Below are 22,418 nucleotides of genomic sequence, written 5' to 3'. Positions count from 1 at the left end.
CTGAATTCATCCAGCGCAGAATTTTTACCGCATCTGTGTGATACATTTATGACAAATCATAAATAACTGCGACATTGCGTAAATTTCATCTCACTGTCATTTGCGCAAGCAGGGGATTTCAGCTACCACATCTATGCTTTCGGGCTGACGTGAGCGTTGTGGTGTGGGAGAATAGGGCAACATTCAGTTTAGATAAGATATGCATGGCGTTGTCCCCAGCAGTAAAAGAACAAATTAGTCAGTGGTATAAGGCGCTTTCGCAGCAGATTCCGGATTTTATTCCTCGGGCACCACAGCGCCAGATGATCGCCGAAGTGGCGAAAACACTGGCGGGCGATGCTGGCCGTCATTTGGCTATTGAAGCTCCGACGGGTGTTGGCAAAACACTGTCTTATCTGATTCCCGGCATTGCCGTAGGTCGCGCAGAAAGCAAGCCGCTGGTGGTTAGCACGGCGAACGTGGCGCTACAGGATCAGATTTACAGTAAAGATTTGCCGCTGTTGAAGAAAATTATTCCTGACCTCAAATTCACCGGTGCCTTCGGGCGCGGGCGGTACGTTTGTCCGCGTAATCTGGCGGCAATGTGCACCGATGTGTCTGGCCAAGGGGATTTATCCCTATTTCTTGGTGATGAACTGGCCCCCGCGAATGGTGAGGAACAGGCAACTTGTCTGACACTTTCTAAGTCGTTGAATAACCATACTTGGGACGGGCTGCGTGACCATCATAAGTTATCACTCAGTGACAGCTTATGGGCCAAATTGAGCACGGATAAAGCCAACTGCCTTGGGCGTAATTGCCACTATTTTCGTGAATGTCCGTTTTTTATTGCTCGCAAAGAGATAGAAAGTGCCGATGTGGTGGTCGCCAACCATGCATTAGTGATGGCGGCATTGGAAACCGAGTCGGTACTGCCCAATCCGAAAGAGTTGCTGTTAGTGCTGGATGAAGGCCACCATTTGCCGGATGTCGCGCGCGATGCATTGGAAATTGAAGGTGAAATTACCGCCGTTTTTGCCAACATGCAGTTAGACATGATTGTGCGGCTGGTGGACCAATGCATGGTGCAATACCGGCCTAAAAATCCGCCGGGCTTATCAAATCCTGAGCGCTTGAAAGACCATTGTGAGCAATTGCGCGAGCTAATGCTGAGTGTCGAGCAGCAGGTTAGTCAACTGCTCCCCGCAGATGGCAGCCCAGCGGTGTACCGTTTTGAAATGGGTGAATTGCCGGGGAGTTTGACGGAAGATTGCGCTAAATTATTCAAACTGACCGATGCTTTGCGCGGCTTAGCCGAGTTTGTGCTCAATGATTTGAGTGAGCAAACCGGTAAGCACGATATTGTGCGGCTGCATCGGGCCATTTTGCAGATGAGCCGGTCGTTGGGCTATCTGGAGGCCATGAGTAAACTCTGGCGGTTGGCGGCAATGGCAAAAGCCTCAAATGCACCAATTTCCAAGTGGGTGACCCGGGACTATCGCGACAACCAAACGCATCTCTATTTTCACTGCGTGGGGATTCGGGTCAGTGATCAGCTCGATAAAATGTTATGGCGCAAAGTCCCCCATGTGATTGTGACCTCAGCAACCTTGCGCTCACTCAATAGTTTTGCGCGTTTACAGGAGCTTAGTGGCTTAAGTGAGAAAGCCGGTGACCGGTTTGAAACATTGTCATCGCCATTTAATCATATTGAGCAAGGGAAGCTTATTATTCCCAAAATGCGCCACGAGCCGACCATGGCGCATGAAGCTGAACATTTGGCTGAGATGGCACAATTCTTCCGCGCGCAACACGCCAGCGGGCGACATAAAGGCATGTTGATTCTGTTTAGCAGCCATCGGGCGATGCAAACATTTCTCAGCCATGTCACGGATCTGCGGTTGATGCTACTGGTCCAAGGGGATCAACCGCGCTATCGGCTGGTCGAAGAGCACCGTAAGCGGGTGAACAGTGGTACCGCCAGCGTCTTGATTGGTTTGCAATCCTTTGCCGAAGGGTTAGATCTGAAAGGTGAATTGTTGACTCAGGTTCATATTCACAAGATTTCATTCCCGCCTATCGATAGCCCGGTGATCCTGACGGAAGGTGAATGGTTAAAGTCTCTGAATCGTTACCCGTTTGAAGTGCAAAGCTTGCCAAGCGCTTCGTTCAACTTAATTCAGCAGGTTGGGCGCTTGATTCGCAGTAATGCCTGTCATGGTGAAATTGTTATTTATGACCGGCGTTTATTGACCAAGGGTTATGGTTCGCGCCTGCTAGCTGCGCTACCGGTTTTCCCTATTGAACAGCCGGATATGCCAGAGGGCGTGATAGCTCCGGCTAAAATCGTCAAGACACCGGCTAAAACCGGAGTGAAAAAAGGGCGGCGCAAGCGGGCGGTTTAATAACGGCTGTTAACGAATAATCCAGTTAAAAAAGTATTCGATCTGAAATCTTTCTCTATAGGCATAAATCCAGTGACTAAGATTATATAAGCCGCTGGTGAGCTGAACCTAACAAGTCAAGCCAGACAGTACCTCCGGTGTAAATTGCTGGTTATTGGTTATTGGTTAGCGGTAACGCTGACTGTTATCGACATGTTTAGCGGGTAGGGTGAAGCAGAATGAAACAGCTAATGGCAGAGTTTATTGGCACTTTCTGGCTGGTGTTAGGCGGGTGTGGCAGTGCGGTATTGGCTGCAATGTTCCCGGTGGCGGGTATTGGATTTCTCGGTGTGGCGTTGGCATTCGGGCTAACTGTCGTCACCATGGCTTATGCCTTGGGGCATATCTCGGGCGCGCATTTTAACCCGGCGGTATCGCTCGGTTTATGGGTCGGTGGTCGTTTCTCCGGCGCACAGTTAGTCCCCTATATTGTGGCGCAGGTACTCGGGGGATTAGCCGGGGCCGCCATTTTGTACTTAATCGCCAGTGGTAAAGCCGGTTTTGATGTCAGTGCCGGGTTTGCCAGCAATGGTTTTGGTGTGCGCTCACCGGGGGGGTATAGCTTACAAGCCGTATTAGTTGCGGAGGTGGTTTTAACCATGGGATTTGTCATGGTTATTATGGGCGCGACGGACAAAGGTTCGCACCCTGCCGCCGCGCCACTCGCTATCGGGCTATGTCTCACACTGATTCACTTGATCAGTATCCCAGTGGATAATACCTCGGTAAACCCGGCGCGCAGCACCGGTGTGGCTATTTTTGCCGGGGGTATTGCACTGCAGCAATTGTGGGTATTCTGGCTGGCACCGCTAGTCGGAGGTGCTCTAGGCGGTGCCATTTATCGTGTGCTATTTAGCCCGCCGGAAGAGCTGAACAACCCATAGTGATATACAGGTCACTGCTGTGGTTGTCCCGCAGTTGTGGCCTGTTTCCCGCGCCAACTGACAGCTAACAGTCCTACCAGAGATATGCTCACCAAGAGCAGCATAGCGGCTTGATATCCTTGATAGAAAGTGGTGTAAATCAAGCTCGATACCGCAAGGCCAATAGCCCCGCCAAGATTATGTAAGGTCCAGGCTACTCCCATCGCGCTTCCCCCTTGCTCAGCAGAGACCGCGTTCAGCGCGCTAACAGCCGCAGGGCTGAGAATTGCCCCCCAGCCAATGCCCATTAAACTAAAGGCAACAATAATTATCCATAGCGCACTGTTTGCAGTGAATGTCGCCTGTAAACCGGCAGAGAGTGCCAGTGCAACAAAACCAAGGATCAAAGGAGGACGCGCACCAGCTGCATCAACCCAACGGCCAATCAGTGGCGAAATCAGTGCCATAATGGCGGTGGTAGGGAGTAAGAGCAGGCCGAGGATTAATCCACTGTAATGGCGAGTACCTTCCAGATATATCGGCATCAAGAAGAAAGCGGCACAGTAGAAAAAGGCCAATAACGCACTTGCCAGACAAGCAATAGCAAAAGCGGGGATACGAAATAGACTCAATTTAACCAAAGGGGCAGGGACACGGCTTTCAATATGGAAAAAGGCCACCAAGAGCAATATTGCGACGGCGATAACAGCGAGAGTTTTATGGCTTAGCCACCCCCATTCAGCGCCTTGATTGATGCCCAACAGTAAACTTGCCAGCGCACTGACCAGTAAAACCACTCCTGCGATATCTAATACTGGACGCCCTTCAGATAAGCGGGATTCCCGTATATTGCCGAGACAAAAGGCAAAACTAAGTAGAATTAAGGGGGTATTTAACAAAAATACCCAGCGCCAGCCCAAGGTGCTAACCACGATGCCACCGAGAACTGGCCCTAATGCCAGTCCTAACCCATTCACGCCCAGTAACATGCCAACAGCGCGCCCCCGCTGATGAGCGGGGAATGCATCTGCCACAATAGTCACTGTGACGGTATACAAAACGGCACAGGCGGCACCTTGAATAAAGCGCCAGCCATTCAACACCATGATGCTCTCGGCTAATCCCGCTCCCAGAGATGATAAGCCAAAGGCGATCATTGCCAAATAAAGCATCCGCCGCCGGCCATATAAGTCGGCCAGTCTTCCAGCGGTGACCATAAAAGCGCATAAGGCCATTAGAAATAGTGAAACTACCCATTGGACACGATGAATACTGGCAGACATATCCTGCGCAATCGCCGGGATGGCGGTGTTAACGACTGTAAAATCAATGCAGCCGAGAAAGCTGGCAATACTGATACCCATCAGCATCCTAATCAGATGTGGGGCGGTGTTCGTTGAGGCTGATAGGTTGGGTATGATTTTATGCATGCTGATAGTGACTCATAATCGATTGGTTAGCTGATAGACTTTGTAGTTTACTGGCGAATTCATATAGTCGGTGGCGCTAGTTTGGCGTCTAATTGACGATAATATTTCTCCAATAGACAAGCTCGTTAATAGCAGTAATCAAGGAGTCGCAATGATTTCCAGCGATCGCCTCAATGGCATCCGGGCATTTGTACAGGCAGTGCAGGCGGGGGGGTTTAGCCGAGCGGCCGAGCAACTTGGGTTGTCTCGCTCAACAGTAGGTAAAGCGGTTGCTCGTCTGGAAGAGCGGCTATCAGTGCGTTTATTCCAGCGGACAACTCGCCGCTTATCACTGACGGATGAGGGACGAATTTTCTATGCCGATTGTGTCCGCGCCTTGACTGCTCTTGATGCTGCAGAAGCACACTTAGCCGCGCGGGCGACAGCGCCAAGTGGCCGGTTAAGAATTTCATTGCCGGTATTATTTGGTCAGCAATGGGTGATGCCGACACTGCTCACGCTGGCGGATAATTATCCCGCACTAGAGATTGAAGTGCTGTTTTCCAACCAACGGGTAGATTTTGCCGAGTCAGGTATCGATTTAGCGGTGCGCATTGGGGAGACCGGTGATGCGGCGGGGCTGGTAGCACGCAAGTTAGGTGAACAGCAGCAAGTGTTGTGTGGCAGCCGTGAGTACTTCGCCTCCTATGGTTATCCGCAACATTGGCATGAGCTAGCTGGGCATCGCACTATTAGTAAATTACAAAACGGTCATCTTGAAGCATGGCAGTTATGGGATAGCCAAGGGCAGATTCAGTGGGTAATGCCAGCCAGTCGATTACGCTTTGATAATATTGCCGCGGTAGCGGCGGCAACACTTGCCGGTCAGGGAGTGGCTTTGCTGCCCCGTTGGTTAGTGGGTGAAGCATTGCGCTCAGGTCAGTTATTGGAAATTCTGCCCGGTAGTACAGGGCCGGGTTTGCCTATCCATGCCGTCTGGCTAAAAGGCGGCGTAATGCCAGCTAGATTGCGGGTGGCTATTGATGCCTTGGTTGAGGCTTTTGTCCCACAGGCTCCCTGGCAATAAATCCTCTTACAGTTATTGCTATCAGTGATAAAGTTTAAGCAATATTTTGTCTGATTTATATTTACCGCATACCGACAGGGGAAACACCGCACCATGGATTACAGCAAAATTATCAAAGAGATTGGGCGTGGTAAGAATCATGCCCGCGATCTGGATCAGGCGACGGCCTATGAACTGTATAAAGCTATGTTGGCGGGGCAGGTTCCGGCATTGGAGTTGGGCGGTATCCTGATTGCCTTTCGAATTAAAGGCGAATCTGAGCAGGAAATCTTAGGTTTCTACCAAGCGATGCAAGAACAGGTTATGTCACTGCGAGCGCCGCAGGAGCGTCCACTACCGGTGGTGATCCCCAGCTATAACGGTGCGCGCAAACAAGCTAATCTGACCCCGTTGCTGGTATTGTTGCTTTCCCGCCTTGGCCTGCCAGTGGTGGTGCATGGGGTAACCGAAGACAATAGTCGGGTGACCAGCGCCGAAATTTTCCAACACTTAAATATCCCATGGTCACTCGACTCCAATGCCGCGCAACAGCGTCTGGACCAAGGTTTACCGGTGTTTATCCCAGTATCGGCATTATCAGCCCAATTAGATGAACAGTTACAGCAACGCTGGCGTATGGGGGTCAGAAACAGCAGTCATACGCTGGCAAAACTGGCAACCCCCTTTATTCATGATAAAGCGCTACGTCTGGCCAGTGTTTCTCACCCTGAGTATATGCAAAAAGTGGGCGGTTTCTTCCAGTCAGTCAATGCTCCAGCCCTGCTCCAGCAAGGTACCGAAGGGGAGGTTTATGCCAATCCATTACGCTGCCCGCCTATTCATTATATTAATCATGGTGAGCAGCAAATTTTACTGGATCGCCAACCCGAACCGACGGAGCTGGCCTTGCCAGATTCGAAAGATGCAGCAGTAACGGCAGGCTGGATTGCCAGCTGTCTGGCGGGTGAGTTGCCAATCCCTGATGCTATCCAAAAGCAATTGGCATGTTGTTTGGTGGCAGCTGGGCGGGCAGAGACGGTTGAGCAGGCGCTGCAACAGATTAAAATCAGCTGAATCATCGGCTCAGCTGTGGTGAGCAATATAATAGATAAATAACCTGTAATTATCATATTGGGTTATTTATCTATTTTTTACCGTGCTAAAAAGTGCTGAAAACTTTTCAAAATTCCACTTTTCAGTATGAGATTTTCTATTTTTATCTCTTCCATTGTGTCTTCCGCGATAAAATATTTTCTTCGCACGAAGGGTCAGCTAATCAGCGTTTATGACCAATAAATATATTTTTTGACCTGTTAATTGAATATTAAAAGGGTAATCGCTCTTTTTATCAATTAAGTCGGTTTTTTGCCTCATTTCTGTATGTTTTTACCTCATGATAATCGCCATTTGTTGTCTGTTGTGACAGTGCTAGACTGAGAAAAGGCTATTGATTTTCTTACTCGAATATTGCTGAAAAGGAACGCTATGCAACCGGCTTTGAACTACTTTAATGCTCTGAATCACGATTATCTGGCGGTCCATCAGGCTAAAGAAGATCTCTTCTGGCAGAACTATATGGGGCTGGGTGGTGCTGATATTGCACAGCAATTTTCTGCGGCAGAAACGGCCTACAAGCGGTTTATCGCCCAAAGCCATCGTCTAAAAGAATTACGAGACTTAATGGCCTCGGTGGAAAGTCAGCCTGCTAGCGCAGAGCGCGATGCACTGATGCATGGGCTTCAGGGGTGGTACCGTTTTTTTGACTGTAATGCCATCGAAGACCCGAACACACAAGCACTGCTTGATGAGATTATTTCCGCTGAATCAGATCTTTATCAGCGGCGTAAAGCTTTTACTCTGACACATATTAATGCTGCGGGTGAGCGGGTGCCTGCTTCATTGGGCGAGCTGTTGACCAACCAAGGCACCAATGAAAACGCCGAATGCCGCCACAGTTCACATTTGGCATTGCGTGAGCTGGAACAATGGCTACTGCATAATGGTTTACCGGAGTTAATCAATTTACGTAATAAGTTTGCGCGGCAAATGGGCTATCGCAATTACTTTGATTACAAAGTAAATAAAACCGAGCGCATGACGCCAGAACAGCTGTTCACTATTTTGGACCGCTTTGAAGAACAGACACGTGAAGCTAACCAGCGCAGCTTGCAGCAATTAGCCGCAGAAAAAGGTGCGGAAACACTGGAGCCATGGAATATTCGCTATGCCAGCAGTGGTGATGTTACCCGCCAATTAGACCCTTATTTCCCATTTGCCGACTCCCTTGACCGCTGGGTCAATAGCTTTAAACGGTTGCATATTGGTTTTCGTGGCGCGCAGATGAACTTGGATCTGCTGGTTCGGCCGGGGAAATATGAAAATGGCTTTATGCATGGCCCGGTTCCGCCTTTTGTTGACCAAGGGAAATGGATACCGGCGCGGATCAACTTCACCAGTTTGGCCAAGCCAGATCAGGTCGGAAGTGGTGCCTCAGGGCTGAATACCTTATTTCATGAAGGTGGACACGCGGCGCATTTCGCCAATATTGTGCAAAATGCGCCCTGTTTTTCGCAGGAGTTTCCGCCCACATCTATGGCCTACGCCGAAACCCAATCTATGTTCTGCGATAGCCTGCTCGATGATGCCGATTGGTTAAAACGTTATGCCAAAAACAGTGCCGGCGAACCCGTTCCTGATGCCTTGATTCAAGAAAGTATTCGGGCACGGCAACCTATGCGTGCTTTTAATGAGCGACATATCTTGTTGGTTCCTTATTTTGAATGGCAGCTTTATCAGTGGGATGATGCACAGCGCACGCCACAGGCCATAACTCAATTAGCCCGGGATATTGAGTTAAAAATTCTAGACGTCAGTGGTAGCCCACGGCCAACATTGGCTATTCCTCACTTACTGTCGATGGAGTCTGCGTGCTCCTATCAAGGGTATTTACTGGCGCTGATGGCGGTTGAGCAGACCAGAGCTTTCTTCCTTAAACGCGATGGCTATTTAACGGATAACCCGGCAGTTGGCCCAGATCTGGCTCAACATTATTGGCGGCCGGGCAACAGTGTCAGCCATGACGAGACACTGCGCAGTCTGACAGGAGAGGGTTTTAACCCAGATTATCTGGCAAATGTGTGTAATCAAACCGTTGAAGAAGCTTGGCTGCTGGCACAGCAAACCATTGAACAGGCCGCTTTGCGCCCGCAACCCACCGCAGATTTTGATTTAAATGTCACTCTGCGGATAGTGGATGGCGATAAACTGCTGGCCGACAATCAGCAGGGGGATGAGATGATGTGCCGCACATTCGCCAAAGCAATAAATGCCCTGCTTGATTAAGTATAAATTTGGTATTTTGTAAGCAAAAAAAAGCCCATCCAGCACTGATTAACACAGTACTGATGGGCTTTTTCTTTTTTAGCAGTAATGCTAGTTGGGGGGAAATTTGAATATCGCTAACATTGCTGTAAATTCAAAGATAACAGTAGATTAGTTATAAATAACCGCAGTACCGTGCATCAAGTTATTGCCTGTTGCTGAAGTAATGGTGAAGGCTTTAGCACCGGCAGCATCGGCTTTTTCTGCCAGTTGCGCTTTCAAGCTGCTTAGGCTAGTGGCACCACTGACAGAGATCACACCGACTTGGTCTAATTTAGCAGCATCTTGGCTATTAACGTATTCTGCGGCAAAGCTACCGAAAGACAGAGTAGAGAGGGCGATAACTGCAACGAAATTTTTGATGTTTTTCATGATGTATTCCTATTCGGTTTTAAGGTTGAAAGGGCGCTCCCTTTCGATAGAAGCTATGTTACGCCCTTGTTGAAATTTTAAAACCGGATAGAATTGAGTAAATCATTCAAAATATTTGAATATTTATTGCCGCGGTTGTGTTCCCTCTGGCCGCAGTAAGTCAAAGCGTAAATCGTCGGAGACTTGGTAATAAGTGCTGGGGCCGCCGCCACGTAAAATGGGTTGTGCCGCCATTGCTTGATAAATCCCCTCGGCATTAATTAATTCACGATGAATATGTACCGCAATTACTTCGCCTAGCACTAGCCAGTTATCAATCGTTGCCCCTGCTGCATTTTTTAGCTGTATACATTGGGTCAGTTTACATTCGAAATTCACCGGGCTTTCTGCCACACAATCGACATTGACGCAGCGACCTGCTCTGGGCGTCAAGCCAGCAAACAGAAATTCATCTTGCTCCGGCGGCAAGGTGGCGGAGCTGTTATTCATGGCCATCGCCAGTGGTCGAGTTGCCAAATTCCACACAAACTCACCGGTCTCGGCAATATTGGCGACACTATCCTTCCAGCCACTGCTGGAAAAACCAATAATCGGTGGGCGGTCACTAAAACAATTAAAGAAACTATAAGGTGCGAGATTACGCTGGCCCGCACGATTCACCGAAGATATCCACCCGATAGGACGTGGGCCAATAATCGATTTCAGAGGATCATGAGCCAGGCCATGGCCAGCCGCAGGTTCGTAGTAATAATAATTTTCAGTACTCATACATTCCTACCATTGCACGATGGTCACATGAGGCCAAAACTGGCAAATCCGTCAGCCATTCTGGCTAGCAATAAATGGGCTAGTGGCGAGCAGTCTCTTTAGCTGCTCGCCCGCTGAGCGCTAATTTATGCTATCTTACGCGCCAGAAAATGCCTACCAGAGAGTCAGTACGATGGAAAACAAAAAAGTATTCCCGCAAGAAAAAAGTGGATTGCACCCTAGAAACCGTCATCGCTCGCGTTATGACTTTGATGCGCTTTCAGTGAGTTGCCCAGAATTAATCTCTTTTTTGGCCCCAAATGCCTACGGTGATATTTCTATCGATTTCGCTGATCCTGCGGCAGTGAAAATGTTAAACAAAGCCTTGTTAAAACATTTTTATGGCATTGAATATTGGGATATTCCCGCAGACTTCTTATGCCCGCCGATTCCGGGGCGTGCTGATTATGTGCATCATTTGGCTGATTTATTAGCCAGTTGCAATGATGGTGTGATCCCGCAGGGCAAAAATATCGCGTTGCTGGATATCGGTGTCGGGGCTAACTGTATTTATCCGATTATTGGTCAGCGAGAATATGGCTGGCGCTTTACCGGGACTGACATTGATTCGCAAGCACTCAGTGCGGCAAAAATGGTGGTCTCCATGAACCCGACACTGAAAAATACGTTGCGGCTTAAGCATCAGAAAGACCCACAAGCTATCTTTGACGGGATTTTGGCACTGAATGAGCGCTACGATGCCACCTTGTGTAATCCGCCGTTCCATGGCTCCGCAGAAGAGGCCGCCGCAACCACGCGCCGCAAGTTGCACAAGCTAGGTAAAGGTGAAGTCGCGTTCAAGCCCGTGCAAAACTTTGGTGGTAAAAATAGTGAGCTGTGGTGTGAGGGCGGTGAAGAAGGGTTCGTCAGCCGCATGGTAGCGGAAAGCGCAACCAAGGCGAAAAACTGCTTCTGGTTTACCTCATTGATTTCCAAGAAGACGACATTGCCCGCTATTTATCATGCACTGCGTTATGCCAATGCAGTAGAAGTTCGTACCATTGACATGGCACAAGGGCAGAAGGTGAGCCGGTTTGTTGCGTGGACGTTTTTGACGCCGGAGGAGCAAGCCGCCTGGAAAGCCGAACGCTGGACCCTGCGTTCTTGACGCCGCAGCTGTGTTCGCCGCATTCACTCACCCGAATCACTTACTGATGTAAGCTCATCGGGATGAGTTCACTTGCTGCCTTGCTGCAACGCCAATAACTTTGGGTATCCCTGCGTTTTTGATGCTACAGCGGTGTTCGCTGCATTCACTCACCCAAATCACTTACTGATGTAAGCTCATCGGGGTGAGTTCACTTGCGGCGCTGCTTCTTGTATTTGCTTAGTTGAATAATTTACTTATGTAAGCTTATTACTTGCTGCCTACTTACTTTAGGCTAAGCTGATTAAGATAAGTCTTAGTCAGGCATTATAAGCTGGCAAGTAATCGTTATATTTTGATTTTTAGTTATCTTTTAATTTCATTAACTCATATACCTCATCGTCCAGGGTGAAGAATAAAACCTAAAGAGTTCTAAAGGCTGTTTGGGTTTTATATGGTACGCACGTTGATAAGCACATTGTTAATTTGCAGCTCAATCATTCGCCATAAGGACTTAACTTATGCTGTTTAACTTCAGCTCATCTCATGCCTCCCCGCGCGCAGAACTAACATCAATTGATAATGCTGTTCCGATGATTATTTTTAAGCCTGATGGCACAGTAAAACATGCTAATTCGTTATTTTTACAGGCAATGGGATATCAACAAGATGAGGTGGTAGGTAAGCATCATAAATTATTTTGTGAGCCGCATTATGTACAAAGTGATGCTTATCGCCGTCATTGGCAATTGCTAAATGAGGGGCGACCCATTACCGATAATATTAAGCGTGTCCGTAAAGACGGCACTATTATTTGGTTGCAGGGAACCTATACACCAGTGCTTGATAGCCAGGGAAGAGTGGTCGAGATAATCAAACTGGCGAGTGATATTACTGATCGAATTTTACAATCTCAGGAGCATCAGAGTTTGCTCGCGGCACTTAATCGTTCAATGGGAATGATTACCTTCACTCCGCAAGGCACTATTTTAGATGCCAATGATAACCTGCTAAAAGTTATTGGTTACTCCCTGGCTGATATCCAACATAAATCCCATCAGATGTTATGTACCCCTGAATTTGCTCACTCGGATGAATATCGTAAGCATTGGCAACGGTTGGCGCGGGGAGAGTTTATTATCGGGCGTTTTGAGCGGGTAAATAGCCGTGGTGAACGAGTATGGCTGGAGGCGAGTTATAACCCGATTATGGACAATGACGGGCAAATACTGAAAGTGGTAAAAATTGCCCAAGATATTACGCAACTGATGTTGCAGCAGGAGCATGAAGAAAACCTGATCCGCGATGTGCATCATTTATCATTAACCACTGACCGCTCGGCATCACAGGGAGCCGAGATTGTTCAGCAGGCAGTACGTGGTATGCAAGAAGTCGAGTCTGTTGCCCGTGAAACATCGGATGTCGTCAGTGATTTAGGCCGCTGTTCAAAAGAGATTGGCACCATTGTAGAAGCTATCCGCAAAATCTCTTCGCAAACTAATTTATTGGCGATTAATGCTTCTATTGAAGCGGCTCATGCCGGTGAGCATGGAAAAGGTTTTTCTGTGGTAGCCAGTGAGGTGCGCATGCTGGCAGAGAGGTCACGTAAGGCGGCGACGGAAATCGAACACATGACAAAGACCATTCAGAATGGCGTCACGGCGGCCATTAAGGGTATGGATGTGTGTGTTGAGCATGCGGGGGGCGGGGTAACGCTGACGCAAGATGCCGGTGAGGTCATCAATCAGGTCAATATTGGGATGCAAGATGTTGTGAAGTTGATGGCAGCATTTGCTCAGGTGAAGAATCAGCAAAGCATGGTATGACCGGGCAGATGGCGACAAAATAAAAAACTGGCGGGTATCTTACTGATACCCGCCAGTTTTGTTTTAGCTGCTCATCAAGAAACGTGTTGCAGGAATTCCCGTAAACGTTCACTTGGCGGATTAGAAATCAAGCTATCTGGCTCGCCATCTTGTGCCACCCGGCCTTTATCAATAAAGATCAGGCGAGAGGCCACTTTCTGCGCGAAGCCAACTTCATGGGTCACGATGACCATGGTCATGCCTTCTTCGGCCAAATCTTTCATTACCGTCAAGACTTCGTGGCGCAATTCCGGGTCCAGCGCAGAGGTGGGCTCATCAAACAGCATCAGTTTCGGTTTGACCGCCAGTGCACGGGCGATAGCGACACGCTGCTGTTGACCACCAGAGAGCTCGGCGGGGTAATGATGAGCGCGATCTTCCAGACCCACCTTGGTCAATAACTCCATGGCGAGTTTATTGGCCGCTTCTTTAGAAGCCTTACGCACCCGGATCGGGCCAAATGCCACGTTTTCCAGTGCTGTCAGATGCGGGAACAGATAAAACTGCTGGAACACCATCCCCGCTTCTTGGCGAATCAGGCGTTCATCAACTTTGGGATCATTCACATCCAGGCCGTCGACAATCAATTGACCGCTGGTAATAACTTCCAGCTTATTGATACAACGCAGTAGGGTTGATTTACCCGAACCGGAAGGACCAATAATAACCACCACTTCTCCCTTGGTGATATTCAGATTGATGTCGTGGAGCACCTGGGTTTTACCAAAGTGTTTGGAGACGTTTTTAAATTCAATCATATGATTTTCAGTTTTCTTTCTAACCGGCGCAGAACAAAGCTCAGAGCCAAGGTGATTATCAGGTAGATCACCGCCACCGCACTCCATATTTCCATAGCGCGGAAGTTGCCGGCAATAATTTCTTGACCCTGACGAGTCAGTTCGGCTACGCCAATCACAATAAACAGTGAGGTGTCTTTGATGCTGACGATCCATTGGTTACCTAATGGCGGCAACATGCGGCGCAAGGCCAAAGGTGCAATCACATAACGCAAGGTATCGCGCTTGGATAAACCCAGCGCCAGACCAGCTTCACGGAAGCCATTATGGATTGATAGCACTGCACCACGGGTGATTTCCGCGATATAGGCACCTGAGTTAATCATGATCGTCACAACGGCTGCTGAGAAGGGATCGATGCGCAACGGCATCATCATCGGCAATGCGAAGTAGATAAACATCACCTGTACCACAATCGGCGTGCCACGGATCAGTTCAATAAAAACTAATGCGATATTTCTGCTCAGCCAACCGCCATAGGCGCGGGCAAAACCTGCGGTAACCCCAATAATCAGGCCGCCAAGCAACCCCAGGACCGAAATCCATAGGGTTAACTTGGCGCCTTCAAGCAGGATTGGGATGGCGGGCCAAATAGCGCTCCATTCAAACTGCATGGATATTCTCCTGGTCTAAAAACGGCAAAAATTAATTACTTAGGTTCTACGCCGAACCATTTTTTATAGATTGCAGCGTAAGTGCCGTCTTCTTTCAGGGATTTCAGCGCAGCATTCACTTTTTCACGCAGGTCGCTGCCTTGTGGGAATGCTACACCATACTGCTGAGCTTTGATGGACTCGCCCACGGCTTTGAACTGACCATTGCCCGCAGTTTTGATGAAGTAAAGGATGTTTGGTGTGTCATGCAAAACGGCATCAGCACGGCCAGTACCTAACTCCAGATAAGCATTGTCGATATTCGGGAATTGGCGTAGGTCTTTGGTTTTGATGTTAGCTTTAGCGTAATCAACAGAACCGGTGCCGCTTTTTACTGCCAGCACTTTGCCAGCCAGGTCAGCTTCGCCTTTGATGTCGTTGTTATCTGCTTTTACCATCACCAACAAGCCACTGTTGTAATAGCCATCAGAGAAATCGACTGCTTTTTTACGTTCGTCGGTGATGGTGATACCCGCCAGTGCCAGATCCACGTTTTTGGTTTGCAACGCAGGAATGATGCCACTGAAATCCATCGGTTTCAGGGTGTACTTCAGATCCAGTTTTTTCGCGATGGCATCCCATAAATCGATATCGAAACCGACATATTTATCCCCTTGTTTGAACTCAAAAGGAACGAATGCGGTATCTGTTGCAACAATCAGTTCTTTCTCTGCGGCGTGGGAGCTAACGGCAAAGGCCAGCGCGAGTGCGGCCAATGAAACTTTGACAAGTGACTTCATAAGTGGGAGTTCCTTTGTGCTTTTGTGGATATACCCTGTGATCTTGGTATCGCAGTCAACCTGCAATGCCAATGGCCTGAGGCATGGAGATCCATTTTTATATTTCAGGATGCAATATGAAAAGATCGTGCCAGAAATGCAAGTTATTTAAAAATAAAGAATTTTCTCGAAGTAATTTGCATGCAAATACTTAGTCGACACCAATTGCACCAATATGACCCACCAAAATGGTGCATCAATATCATTTTGGTGCAACTAATCCATTATTTACTTATTATTAACTCGTTAGGCAATAATAAACAATCGGTAATCAACATTAATGTAACAATATTGTTAAGTCCATCGGATTTCTGGGCGAAAAGGGTGCGGAGGAGGAAAAGGAGGAGGGGACTATCTAAGTTGGCTATCTTTACTGCCACGGCGATTATAGCCACTATGAGTTGCTTGGTGTTTATCTAACTCATCTTGGCAAGTCAGACAATATTTAACACCGGCCAATGCTTGGCGCCGGGCCTCTGGAATGGCTTGCCCACACTCCAGACAATATATTTCACTCTCGCCTTTGCCAAGCGCTTGTCGGGCGCGTTGGACTGCGTCTTCAAGGGTGGAGTCAATTTGATCTTGTACTGCGCCGTCTCCGGCCCATCCACTTGCCATATGACCTCCATGAACAGAGCCGGATAATTACCGGCCCTGTCTCGATTCTATCACTTGGAATCTATCGGATAATGGGTAGAGAATTACTCAATATTAGCTTCAATAAACCACAGGAATTTATCCAGATCACGGGATGCGGCAGTGAACATATCTGCACTGTCTTCGTCTTTAACTTCTGATATTGCTTTGCGGACAAAGTTAGCCACGATGCCATAACGATCGGCCAACTCTTTCAGGTGCTCTTGCACACTATGAATATGGGTTGGATAGCTTTTCAGTGGGGTTCTGTCAGTGACCAGTTGTGCAGTACCGAGCGCAACACCGCCTAATTGTACGGCGCGTTCAGCGAAGGTATCCAGGTGATCATTAATGGCCGCGCGGAAGCCATCCAACATTTCATGGACAGCAATAAAGTTGGCACCGCGCATATTCCAGTGAGCTTGTTTGGTGATAAGCGACAAGTCGATAAACTGAATGACCATCTCGTTTAGCAGTTTAATCGTCAACGCTTTAGTGTGCTCATCAACGTCATTACGTGTGTAGATGAGTTCGGAAGATTTTGCTTTTACCAGTTTTGCTGTACTCATAATAGGTATCCCTTTATTGAGTTGATTGCCAATTTCTTCACCGGCATAAGTATAACAAAGATATTTAACTTTGTAGGTTAGATAGTGCCTATCAATTAAATAGCTTATTAGCGAGAGTGTTTGAAAATGTAATTTAGTGTTTCTTTACTAAAATAGGGATGTTTCTCTTTCTGTGTCTAGTTGATAATGACTATCGCTGTGATTTATATGTATTTTATTATTTAAATATTTTTAAGTTATTTATGAGTGGTATTTTATGCTGAAGATGACTTGAAGGTGTTGTTAATTAATAAGTTGGCGTGGCGACTTGCTAATAACTGACATAATAATGATATGGAATCTTAATAGTTTCCTTTCTGGACTATTTTGTTGCCATTTTATCAACATGTTATGCCGGTTAACTCATTTAACCGGCATGTTTAAGTGGCTATTGTGCTGTGCGGGCGACAATAAACAAGCGCGGAAAGGCGAGTAAGCGTCGGCCATCAACTTGCTGTGGATACTCGGCATCAATGATAGCCAGATAATCCTGTAGGAAATCCAATCGCATAGCTTCCGAAAGTGGCTCAAGGAAAGGCCGCAAACCGGTGGAACGTAACCAGTCAACAATCGCCTGTGCCGAGGGCATTGGGTGGTAATAGGTGGTGCGCCAGATATCCACTTGTTCAGCATGGGGGGCTAGCAAATCATAATATTGATTGGCCGTGAGCACTTTTGCCCGAATTGCGCCCGCCTCCTGTAGCGTCTGTTGCCATGGGCCATTTTCTGCGACCTCCCGCATGGCTCTATGGCTGGGTTCATCCAGGTTATCGGGCATTTGAACCGCCAGAATACCGCCGGGCGAAAGTTTGGTAAATAAAGAAGGGAAAAGTTGCTGGTGGTCGGTTAGCCACTGCAATGAAGCATTGGCATAAATGAGATCCTGCGGCTCTGAAGGTTGCCACTGGCGGATATCGGCTTCGAGAAAAGCGCAATCAGGTAAGCGCTGCTGTGCACTGAGCAACATGGCTCTCGAGTTATCGATACCGACAAGTTGGCTATGGGGAAATCGCTGGTGCAGCAATTGGGTGGAGTTACCCGGCCCGCAGCCTAAATCACTGATACGCTGTGGTGCGTCAAGAGCAATATGTGCCAGCAGATCATGGGCAGGGCGGGTGCGCTCGGCTTCGAATTGGCGGTATAAATCAGGATCCCAGTCTTGCATGCATGGCCTCCGGTAAAAAAACAGTGGAGTGATGTGGGTGAGTAACCGTCACTATCACTCTTCTAACCTCAAGTTTTACAACAGCAAATAACAAAAATATCTTACATATTTTGTAATGGCCCACTAAACAATACGGCGCCGGTTGGTTGGCCGGTTGGTGACCCACCGTGGGGCTCCAGACTGATAGCCAGTAATGAATTCCCGCTTAATTGATTGCCGGCCAGTGCCAGTTGCGTTGGGCCATGCGGATTGAGTAAACCCAGTGAGTGGGGTTTTTCGCCCGCAGGAATAGTCCATAATTCAAGGCTATTGTTGTCACTTACTGCAATAGGATTCAGCGGTGTGAGTGTCAAACTGCGGGTTGATTTCTCAAGGCTGACGACCCATTGACCACTTTGCTGACTGTTCGACAACACCGCCACCGGTATGGCTGTTGGAGGCTCTACCAACAAACGGGGTATCACTAACATGGCGGCAAGACCGGCAGCTACTGCCCAGCCAATATAAGACCAACGATTCCGTTTGATGTGGCGTACATTTATAGGTGGCAACTGTAACTCCAGTCGTTTCCAAACGCGCTCAGGCGGCGCTAACGGAGTTAGTTGGTTATCCAATTGAGTAAATAGGCTTTGCCAACTGGCAACATCTGCCGCCAGTCGTGCATCACGGCGTACTCTGCGTTCAAAGCGTATCCGGGCCAGTCCGCGCAGGGTTCCCAGCGCATACTCTGCGGCCAGTGCTGAGTCATATTCGCGTCTGTTTTTCATAAGCCTACGCAGTCCTTCAGGTGGTCCAGTGCACGACGTATCCAGCTTTTTATCGTACCAAGTGGTTGCTGCAAATGAACAGCGATTTCCCCATGAGAAAGCCCTTGGTAATAAGCCAACATAATACTTTGGCGTTGTTCTGCCGTCAGATGTGCCAGGCAGCCCGCCAATTGCTTGGCTTCACTGTCTTGCTGCAATTGTGCCAGGGGCGTCAGAGAGTTATCGATCAGATAATCTGTGTCGTCATCGTCCAAGCTTTGCAGGCGATTATCACTGCCCCGCATCAGATCGATTGCCCGGTTGCGTACGATATGAGTTAACCACGTCAGCGGCGCACTGAGTTGCGCATTATAATTCCCCGCTCGGTTCCAAACGGTGAGAAAGCTGTCGTGTAAAACTTCTTCTGCTCGGGCAGGATTGCGGAGCATTCGTAAAGCGACCGCGAATAATCGGGGGGAGGTGAGTCGGTAAAGCTTTTCAAAAGCGGACTGATCGCCTTGAGCTATGGCATCTATCAGCCCGATCTGTTGTTCCAGCGAACATTCATTCATGCGCCAATCCCTAAAAAAACCCGTCAGGTGCAGTGAGACACTGCACCCAGTATAGACGGGTTTTATTTAGGCATCAGGACAGTATCAATAACATCGATAACACCATTTTTCTGTTGTACATCATAGGTGCTGATATTGGCGATATTGCCTTTAGCATCTTTGAGCTGAATATTATGTGGGCCGTTACTCATAATCCATAGTGGCTGCCCGTTAACTGTTTTCAGTTCAGCAGATCCTCCACCGGCTTTAATTTTACTTTCCAACTGTTTCATATCGTACTTCCCAGCCACCACGTGATACGTCAGGATCTGAGTGAGCAGGGCTTTATTTTCTGGTTTGACCAGATTTTCAACCGTACCTGCTGGCAATTTTGCGAAGGCAGCGTCAGTGGGCGCGAACACGGTAAAGGGACCGGGACCTTGTAGGGTATCAACTAACCCGGCAGCTTTCACTGCAGCAACCAAAGTGGTGTGGTCTTTCGAGTTCACCGCATTCTCAATAATGTTTTTGCTCGGGAACATTGAAGCGCCACCCACCATGACAGTTTCGGACATCATGGCGGCCATTGAAACACTGCTGAACACTAAGGAAGCACAGATAGCGGTACGAATAAGCGTTTTCATAATGTATTCCTTTTAGGGTAGTTGAGGTGAAGTCTTGCCTCACATCTACCTATACGAATCAGCCTGGTGTTTTGGATGCAAAAAAATTGAAAAATAATGAATAAAAAACGCCAGCCCGCGAAATGACTGGGCTGGCGTGTAGTCGATTAAAATTTTTTCTGGGGGAATTGGGCCGTCAGTGCTGATCTGCTACCAGTGCTCGATGCATAACATAGGCATCAACATAACCTAATTCACTATGGTTAAATGCGTCTGGCAGGGTGGCGATTATCTCAAAACCTAACTTTTGCCAAAGTGCAATTGCCAGGGTGTTGGTGCTGACCACAAAGTTAAACTGCATTGCCCGGTATCCCAGAGTGGTTGCCTGCTCAATGCAATGAATCCCCAGTGCTTTGCCAATCCCTAATCCACGAGCTTGCCCGTCAACCATAAATGAAGCATTGGCGACATGAGAGCCAAGGCCACGTTGGTTATCGATTAATTTATACATGCCAACAATGCGTTGCTCATGCAGCGCGACAAAACAGCGAACACCGGGGCCAAACCAGTAATCATAGGCATCTTGTTCAGGCGTATCTGGAGTGAACACGTAGGTGTCACCACGGCTGATTACCGCCTGAAACAAGGGCCATATTTGGCCAAAATCTTCGGCAGTCGCAATTCTGATTTCCATATACGGCTCCTTTTCAAGCAACTTGATCAATTTGTGGTTTGGATTTAATTGTCAGAGTTGCGCCGATAGACGCGCTGATAATGGATGCCAGTGCCAGCCATTGAATCAATGTCAGATGTTCATTTAAAAATACCAGCCCCGAAACCGCTGCTAATGCAGGTTCCAAACTCATTAATGTACCGAATGTGCGTGTAGGGAGGCGGGTTAGAGCGACCATCTCAAGTGAGTAGGGCAATGCGGTAGACAAAATAGCCACAGCCAAAGCAACCGGTAAAATTGCCGGGTCAAACAGCGCCAAGCCATTGTAAGCTATACCAATCGGGCAGAAAACCAGTGCCGCAATCAGAGAACCCACAGCCACGGTTCCGGGGCCATGATCGCCCCCGGCTTTTTGGCCTGAAACGATATAAAGAGCCCAACAAGCCCCGGCACCCAGCGCACAAGCTGCGCCAAACAAATCAATGGTGCCGATGCTATTCCCTAATGGTAAGAGGAACCACAAGCCAAGAATGGCTAAACCGACCCAGATAAAATCAACTGGGCGGCGTGAAGCTAACATGGCGACGGCCAAAGGCCCGGTAAACTCCAAGGCAACGGCAATGCCCAGTGGCACTGTTTTTAACGACAGATAAAACAGGAAATTCATGCCACCTAATGTCACCCCGTAAACAAGCAAAGGCAAGCGGCTACCCGCTTCAAACCGCATCCGCCAGGGTTTAAAGATAACAAACAGAATCAGTGTGCCGATGCCAAGGCGTAGGGAGGTTATCCCTTGAGCACCCACCAACGGGAACAGACTTTTTGCCAAAGATGCACCACTTTGTATTGAGATCATGGCGATTATCAGCAAGAAAATCGGAAGCAGTGGGAGTGAATGTTTGGATGAAGGAGACAGAGACATCCTTTTAAGCCTCAAAGAAAAATAGTCGGTATCAATGTCAGCCAGTGTAAATGAAATGTCAGCGAAGTGTTTGAAAATAACCAAAGACTTTAAATAGGCAGCAGAAAAGAACAAAAAAATTAATTATTTTCTTGAGTTGCTGTTTTTTAACGCTATTTTTGTCGCTAATTTGAGCATGAAAATTAAGAATAGTCTGGAAGGCTTTTAGTGATGGAGGTCACAAAGAGGAGTAGAATAGCAGAAAATCGTAAAGGTATTAACAAGATAGAAGATGCTTGAAATTCTTTGTTACACCAAATAATTAGTTAGACAATCATTATCAGGCAGAGTTTCTAACTGTTTATTGTTATAATTTGATGGTGTTTTTGTTTCATCTAAAAAATTTGCGTCTTTCGAGGTGGTTATGAATAAAATTACATGTCTTTCAGCTGTAGCAGCTTGTGTATTGGCAGTCACTGCAGGTTCTGCTTTTGCTGGTGAAAGTACCGTTTCTGGTGGTTATGCCCAGAGCGACTACCAAGGTGTTGCTAACAAGGCTTCAGGTTTCAACCTGAAATACCGCTACGAGTGGAGTGATTCTCAACTGGGTTACATCACCTCTTTCACTCACACTGAAAAAAGCAGCTTCGGTGATAGCTCTTCTGTATACAACAAAGCGCAATACTACTCCATCACTGGTGGCCCAGCATACCGCATCAACGATTGGGCTAGCATTTATGGCTTGGTCGGTGTGGGTTATGGCCGTTTCAGCCAGAACTTCCCAACTTCTGCTAGCGCTAAAGATAGCACCAGCGAATACGGCTTAACTTACGGCGCAGGTATGCAGTTTAACCTGATGCAAAATGTTGCCCTGGACGTTTCTTACGAACAGAGCCGCATCCGTAGTGTTGACGTTGGTACTTGGGTTACTGGCATCGGCTACACTTTCTAAGTATTTGCTTAGGATTATCAGCATTCATCTTTAATAGTGAGATGCTGTAATTGATAAAAAT

At 47.9% G+C, this 22,418-nt stretch carries 22 protein-coding genes; 8 read left to right on the top strand and 14 right to left on the bottom strand.

Annotated features, from left to right (window positions below; all coding sequences use genetic code 11):
* Positions 1-203: 203 nt before the first annotated feature.
* A complete protein-coding gene (dinG, locus tag N0H69_RS17795) occupies positions 204-2,384 on the top strand; it encodes an ATP-dependent DNA helicase DinG (RefSeq protein ID WP_050122353.1) in 2,181 nt (726 codons plus the stop codon).
* A 218-nt stretch (positions 2,385-2,602) separates the two neighbouring features.
* Positions 2,603-3,307 carry an aquaporin Z gene (aqpZ, locus tag N0H69_RS17790; RefSeq protein WP_050107624.1) on the top strand — a complete coding sequence of 235 codons (705 nt, stop codon included), beginning with the start codon at positions 2,603-2,605 and terminating at the stop codon, positions 3,305-3,307.
* Positions 3,308-3,318: 11 nt separating this feature from the next.
* On the opposite strand, the gene N0H69_RS17785 is transcribed toward aqpZ, so the two are convergent.
* Complete coding sequence (locus N0H69_RS17785) at positions 3,319-4,650, bottom strand: DHA2 family efflux MFS transporter permease subunit (RefSeq protein WP_235897807.1); 1,332 nt, start codon at positions 4,648-4,650, stop codon at positions 3,319-3,321.
* Between the two features lie 217 nt (positions 4,651-4,867).
* Here N0H69_RS17785 and N0H69_RS17780 point away from each other — a divergent pair, with 217 nt between their 5' ends.
* From N0H69_RS17780 to N0H69_RS17770, 3 genes are all read left to right on the top strand, one after another.
* Positions 4,868-5,782 (top strand): LysR family transcriptional regulator, encoded by a 915-nt coding sequence (locus N0H69_RS17780; protein ID WP_050151629.1) that lies wholly within the window; start codon positions 4,868-4,870, stop codon positions 5,780-5,782.
* A 93-nt stretch (positions 5,783-5,875) separates the two neighbouring features.
* Positions 5,876-6,835: a DNA-binding protein YbiB gene (ybiB, locus tag N0H69_RS17775; RefSeq protein WP_050151630.1), complete on the top strand. Its 960-nt coding sequence runs from the start codon at positions 5,876-5,878 to the stop codon at positions 6,833-6,835.
* 411 nt (positions 6,836-7,246) lie between these two features.
* Positions 7,247-9,103: a M3 family metallopeptidase gene (locus N0H69_RS17770; protein WP_050151631.1), complete on the top strand. Its 1,857-nt coding sequence runs from the start codon at positions 7,247-7,249 to the stop codon at positions 9,101-9,103.
* Between the two features lie 150 nt (positions 9,104-9,253).
* Here the strand turns inward: N0H69_RS17770 and bhsA are convergent, their stop codons facing one another.
* Together bhsA and N0H69_RS17760 are read right to left on the bottom strand one after the other, a co-directional pair.
* Positions 9,254-9,514: a multiple stress resistance protein BhsA gene (gene bhsA, locus N0H69_RS17765; protein ID WP_050107614.1), complete on the bottom strand. Its 261-nt coding sequence runs from the start codon at positions 9,512-9,514 to the stop codon at positions 9,254-9,256.
* Between the two features lie 123 nt (positions 9,515-9,637).
* Positions 9,638-10,282 carry a flavin reductase family protein gene (locus N0H69_RS17760; protein ID WP_050122345.1) on the bottom strand — a complete coding sequence of 215 codons (645 nt, stop codon included), beginning with the start codon at positions 10,280-10,282 and terminating at the stop codon, positions 9,638-9,640.
* A gap of 172 nt (positions 10,283-10,454) precedes the next feature.
* Here N0H69_RS17760 and rlmF point away from each other — a divergent pair, with 172 nt between their 5' ends.
* Positions 10,455-11,429: a 23S rRNA (adenine(1618)-N(6))-methyltransferase RlmF gene (gene rlmF, locus N0H69_RS17755; RefSeq protein ID WP_172665442.1), complete on the top strand. Its 975-nt coding sequence runs from the start codon at positions 10,455-10,457 to the stop codon at positions 11,427-11,429.
* Between the two features lie 500 nt (positions 11,430-11,929).
* Positions 11,930-13,234, top strand: coding sequence for a methyl-accepting chemotaxis protein (locus tag N0H69_RS17750; RefSeq protein WP_050122343.1), 1,305 nt, complete (start codon positions 11,930-11,932; stop codon positions 13,232-13,234).
* Positions 13,235-13,308: 74 nt separating this feature from the next.
* On the opposite strand, the gene glnQ is transcribed toward N0H69_RS17750, so the two are convergent.
* The 11 genes from glnQ to rhtA form a co-directional block, all read right to left on the bottom strand.
* Positions 13,309-14,031 carry a glutamine ABC transporter ATP-binding protein GlnQ gene (gene glnQ / locus N0H69_RS17745; RefSeq protein WP_050107606.1) on the bottom strand — a complete coding sequence of 241 codons (723 nt, stop codon included), beginning with the start codon at positions 14,029-14,031 and terminating at the stop codon, positions 13,309-13,311.
* On the bottom strand, positions 14,028-14,684 hold the full coding sequence (glnP, locus tag N0H69_RS17740; protein WP_048616417.1) for a glutamine ABC transporter permease GlnP: 657 nt from the start codon (positions 14,682-14,684) through the stop codon (positions 14,028-14,030). The genes glnQ and glnP overlap by 4 nt, the downstream gene beginning before the upstream one ends.
* A gap of 35 nt (positions 14,685-14,719) precedes the next feature.
* Entirely contained in the window at positions 14,720-15,463 is a 744-nt protein-coding gene (glnH, locus tag N0H69_RS17735; RefSeq protein ID WP_050107604.1) for a glutamine ABC transporter substrate-binding protein GlnH, read from the bottom strand.
* A gap of 390 nt (positions 15,464-15,853) precedes the next feature.
* Entirely contained in the window at positions 15,854-16,120 is a 267-nt protein-coding gene (locus N0H69_RS17730; RefSeq protein ID WP_050107602.1) for a DksA/TraR family C4-type zinc finger protein, read from the bottom strand.
* Between the two features lie 83 nt (positions 16,121-16,203).
* Positions 16,204-16,707 carry a DNA starvation/stationary phase protection protein Dps gene (dps, locus tag N0H69_RS17725; RefSeq protein WP_050107600.1) on the bottom strand — a complete coding sequence of 168 codons (504 nt, stop codon included), beginning with the start codon at positions 16,705-16,707 and terminating at the stop codon, positions 16,204-16,206.
* A 427-nt stretch (positions 16,708-17,134) separates the two neighbouring features.
* On the bottom strand, positions 17,135-17,911 hold the full coding sequence (gene tam / locus N0H69_RS17720; protein WP_050107598.1) for a trans-aconitate 2-methyltransferase: 777 nt from the start codon (positions 17,909-17,911) through the stop codon (positions 17,135-17,137).
* A 101-nt stretch (positions 17,912-18,012) separates the two neighbouring features.
* The gene (locus N0H69_RS17715; RefSeq protein ID WP_050107597.1) at positions 18,013-18,678 is read right to left on the bottom strand and encodes an anti-sigma factor; all 666 of its coding nucleotides are present in this window, start codon (positions 18,676-18,678) and stop codon (positions 18,013-18,015) included.
* Positions 18,675-19,229: a sigma-70 family RNA polymerase sigma factor gene (locus N0H69_RS17710; protein ID WP_050107596.1), complete on the bottom strand. Its 555-nt coding sequence runs from the start codon at positions 19,227-19,229 to the stop codon at positions 18,675-18,677. Before N0H69_RS17710 ends, N0H69_RS17715 begins: the two co-directional genes overlap by 4 nt.
* A 62-nt stretch (positions 19,230-19,291) precedes the next feature.
* Positions 19,292-19,852 (bottom strand): fasciclin domain-containing protein, encoded by a 561-nt coding sequence (locus N0H69_RS17705; protein WP_050107594.1) that lies wholly within the window; start codon positions 19,850-19,852, stop codon positions 19,292-19,294.
* A 175-nt stretch (positions 19,853-20,027) separates the two neighbouring features.
* On the bottom strand, positions 20,028-20,525 hold the full coding sequence (locus N0H69_RS17700; RefSeq protein ID WP_050136018.1) for a GNAT family N-acetyltransferase: 498 nt from the start codon (positions 20,523-20,525) through the stop codon (positions 20,028-20,030).
* A 13-nt stretch (positions 20,526-20,538) separates the two neighbouring features.
* Positions 20,539-21,426 (bottom strand): threonine/homoserine exporter RhtA, encoded by an 888-nt coding sequence (gene rhtA, locus N0H69_RS17695; protein ID WP_050122341.1) that lies wholly within the window; start codon positions 21,424-21,426, stop codon positions 20,539-20,541.
* Between the two features lie 403 nt (positions 21,427-21,829).
* Between rhtA and ompX the strand changes: the two genes are divergently transcribed.
* Positions 21,830-22,357 carry an outer membrane protein OmpX gene (gene ompX, locus N0H69_RS17690; protein WP_050107590.1) on the top strand — a complete coding sequence of 176 codons (528 nt, stop codon included), beginning with the start codon at positions 21,830-21,832 and terminating at the stop codon, positions 22,355-22,357.
* Positions 22,358-22,418: the final 61 nt, after the last annotated feature.

Origin of the sequence: Yersinia alsatica (genome assembly GCF_025133195.1) — a bacterium.
GTDB classification, from domain to species: domain Bacteria; phylum Pseudomonadota; class Gammaproteobacteria; order Enterobacterales; family Enterobacteriaceae; genus Yersinia; species Yersinia alsatica.
This window is presented reverse-complemented; position numbering and strand designations above follow the sequence as displayed.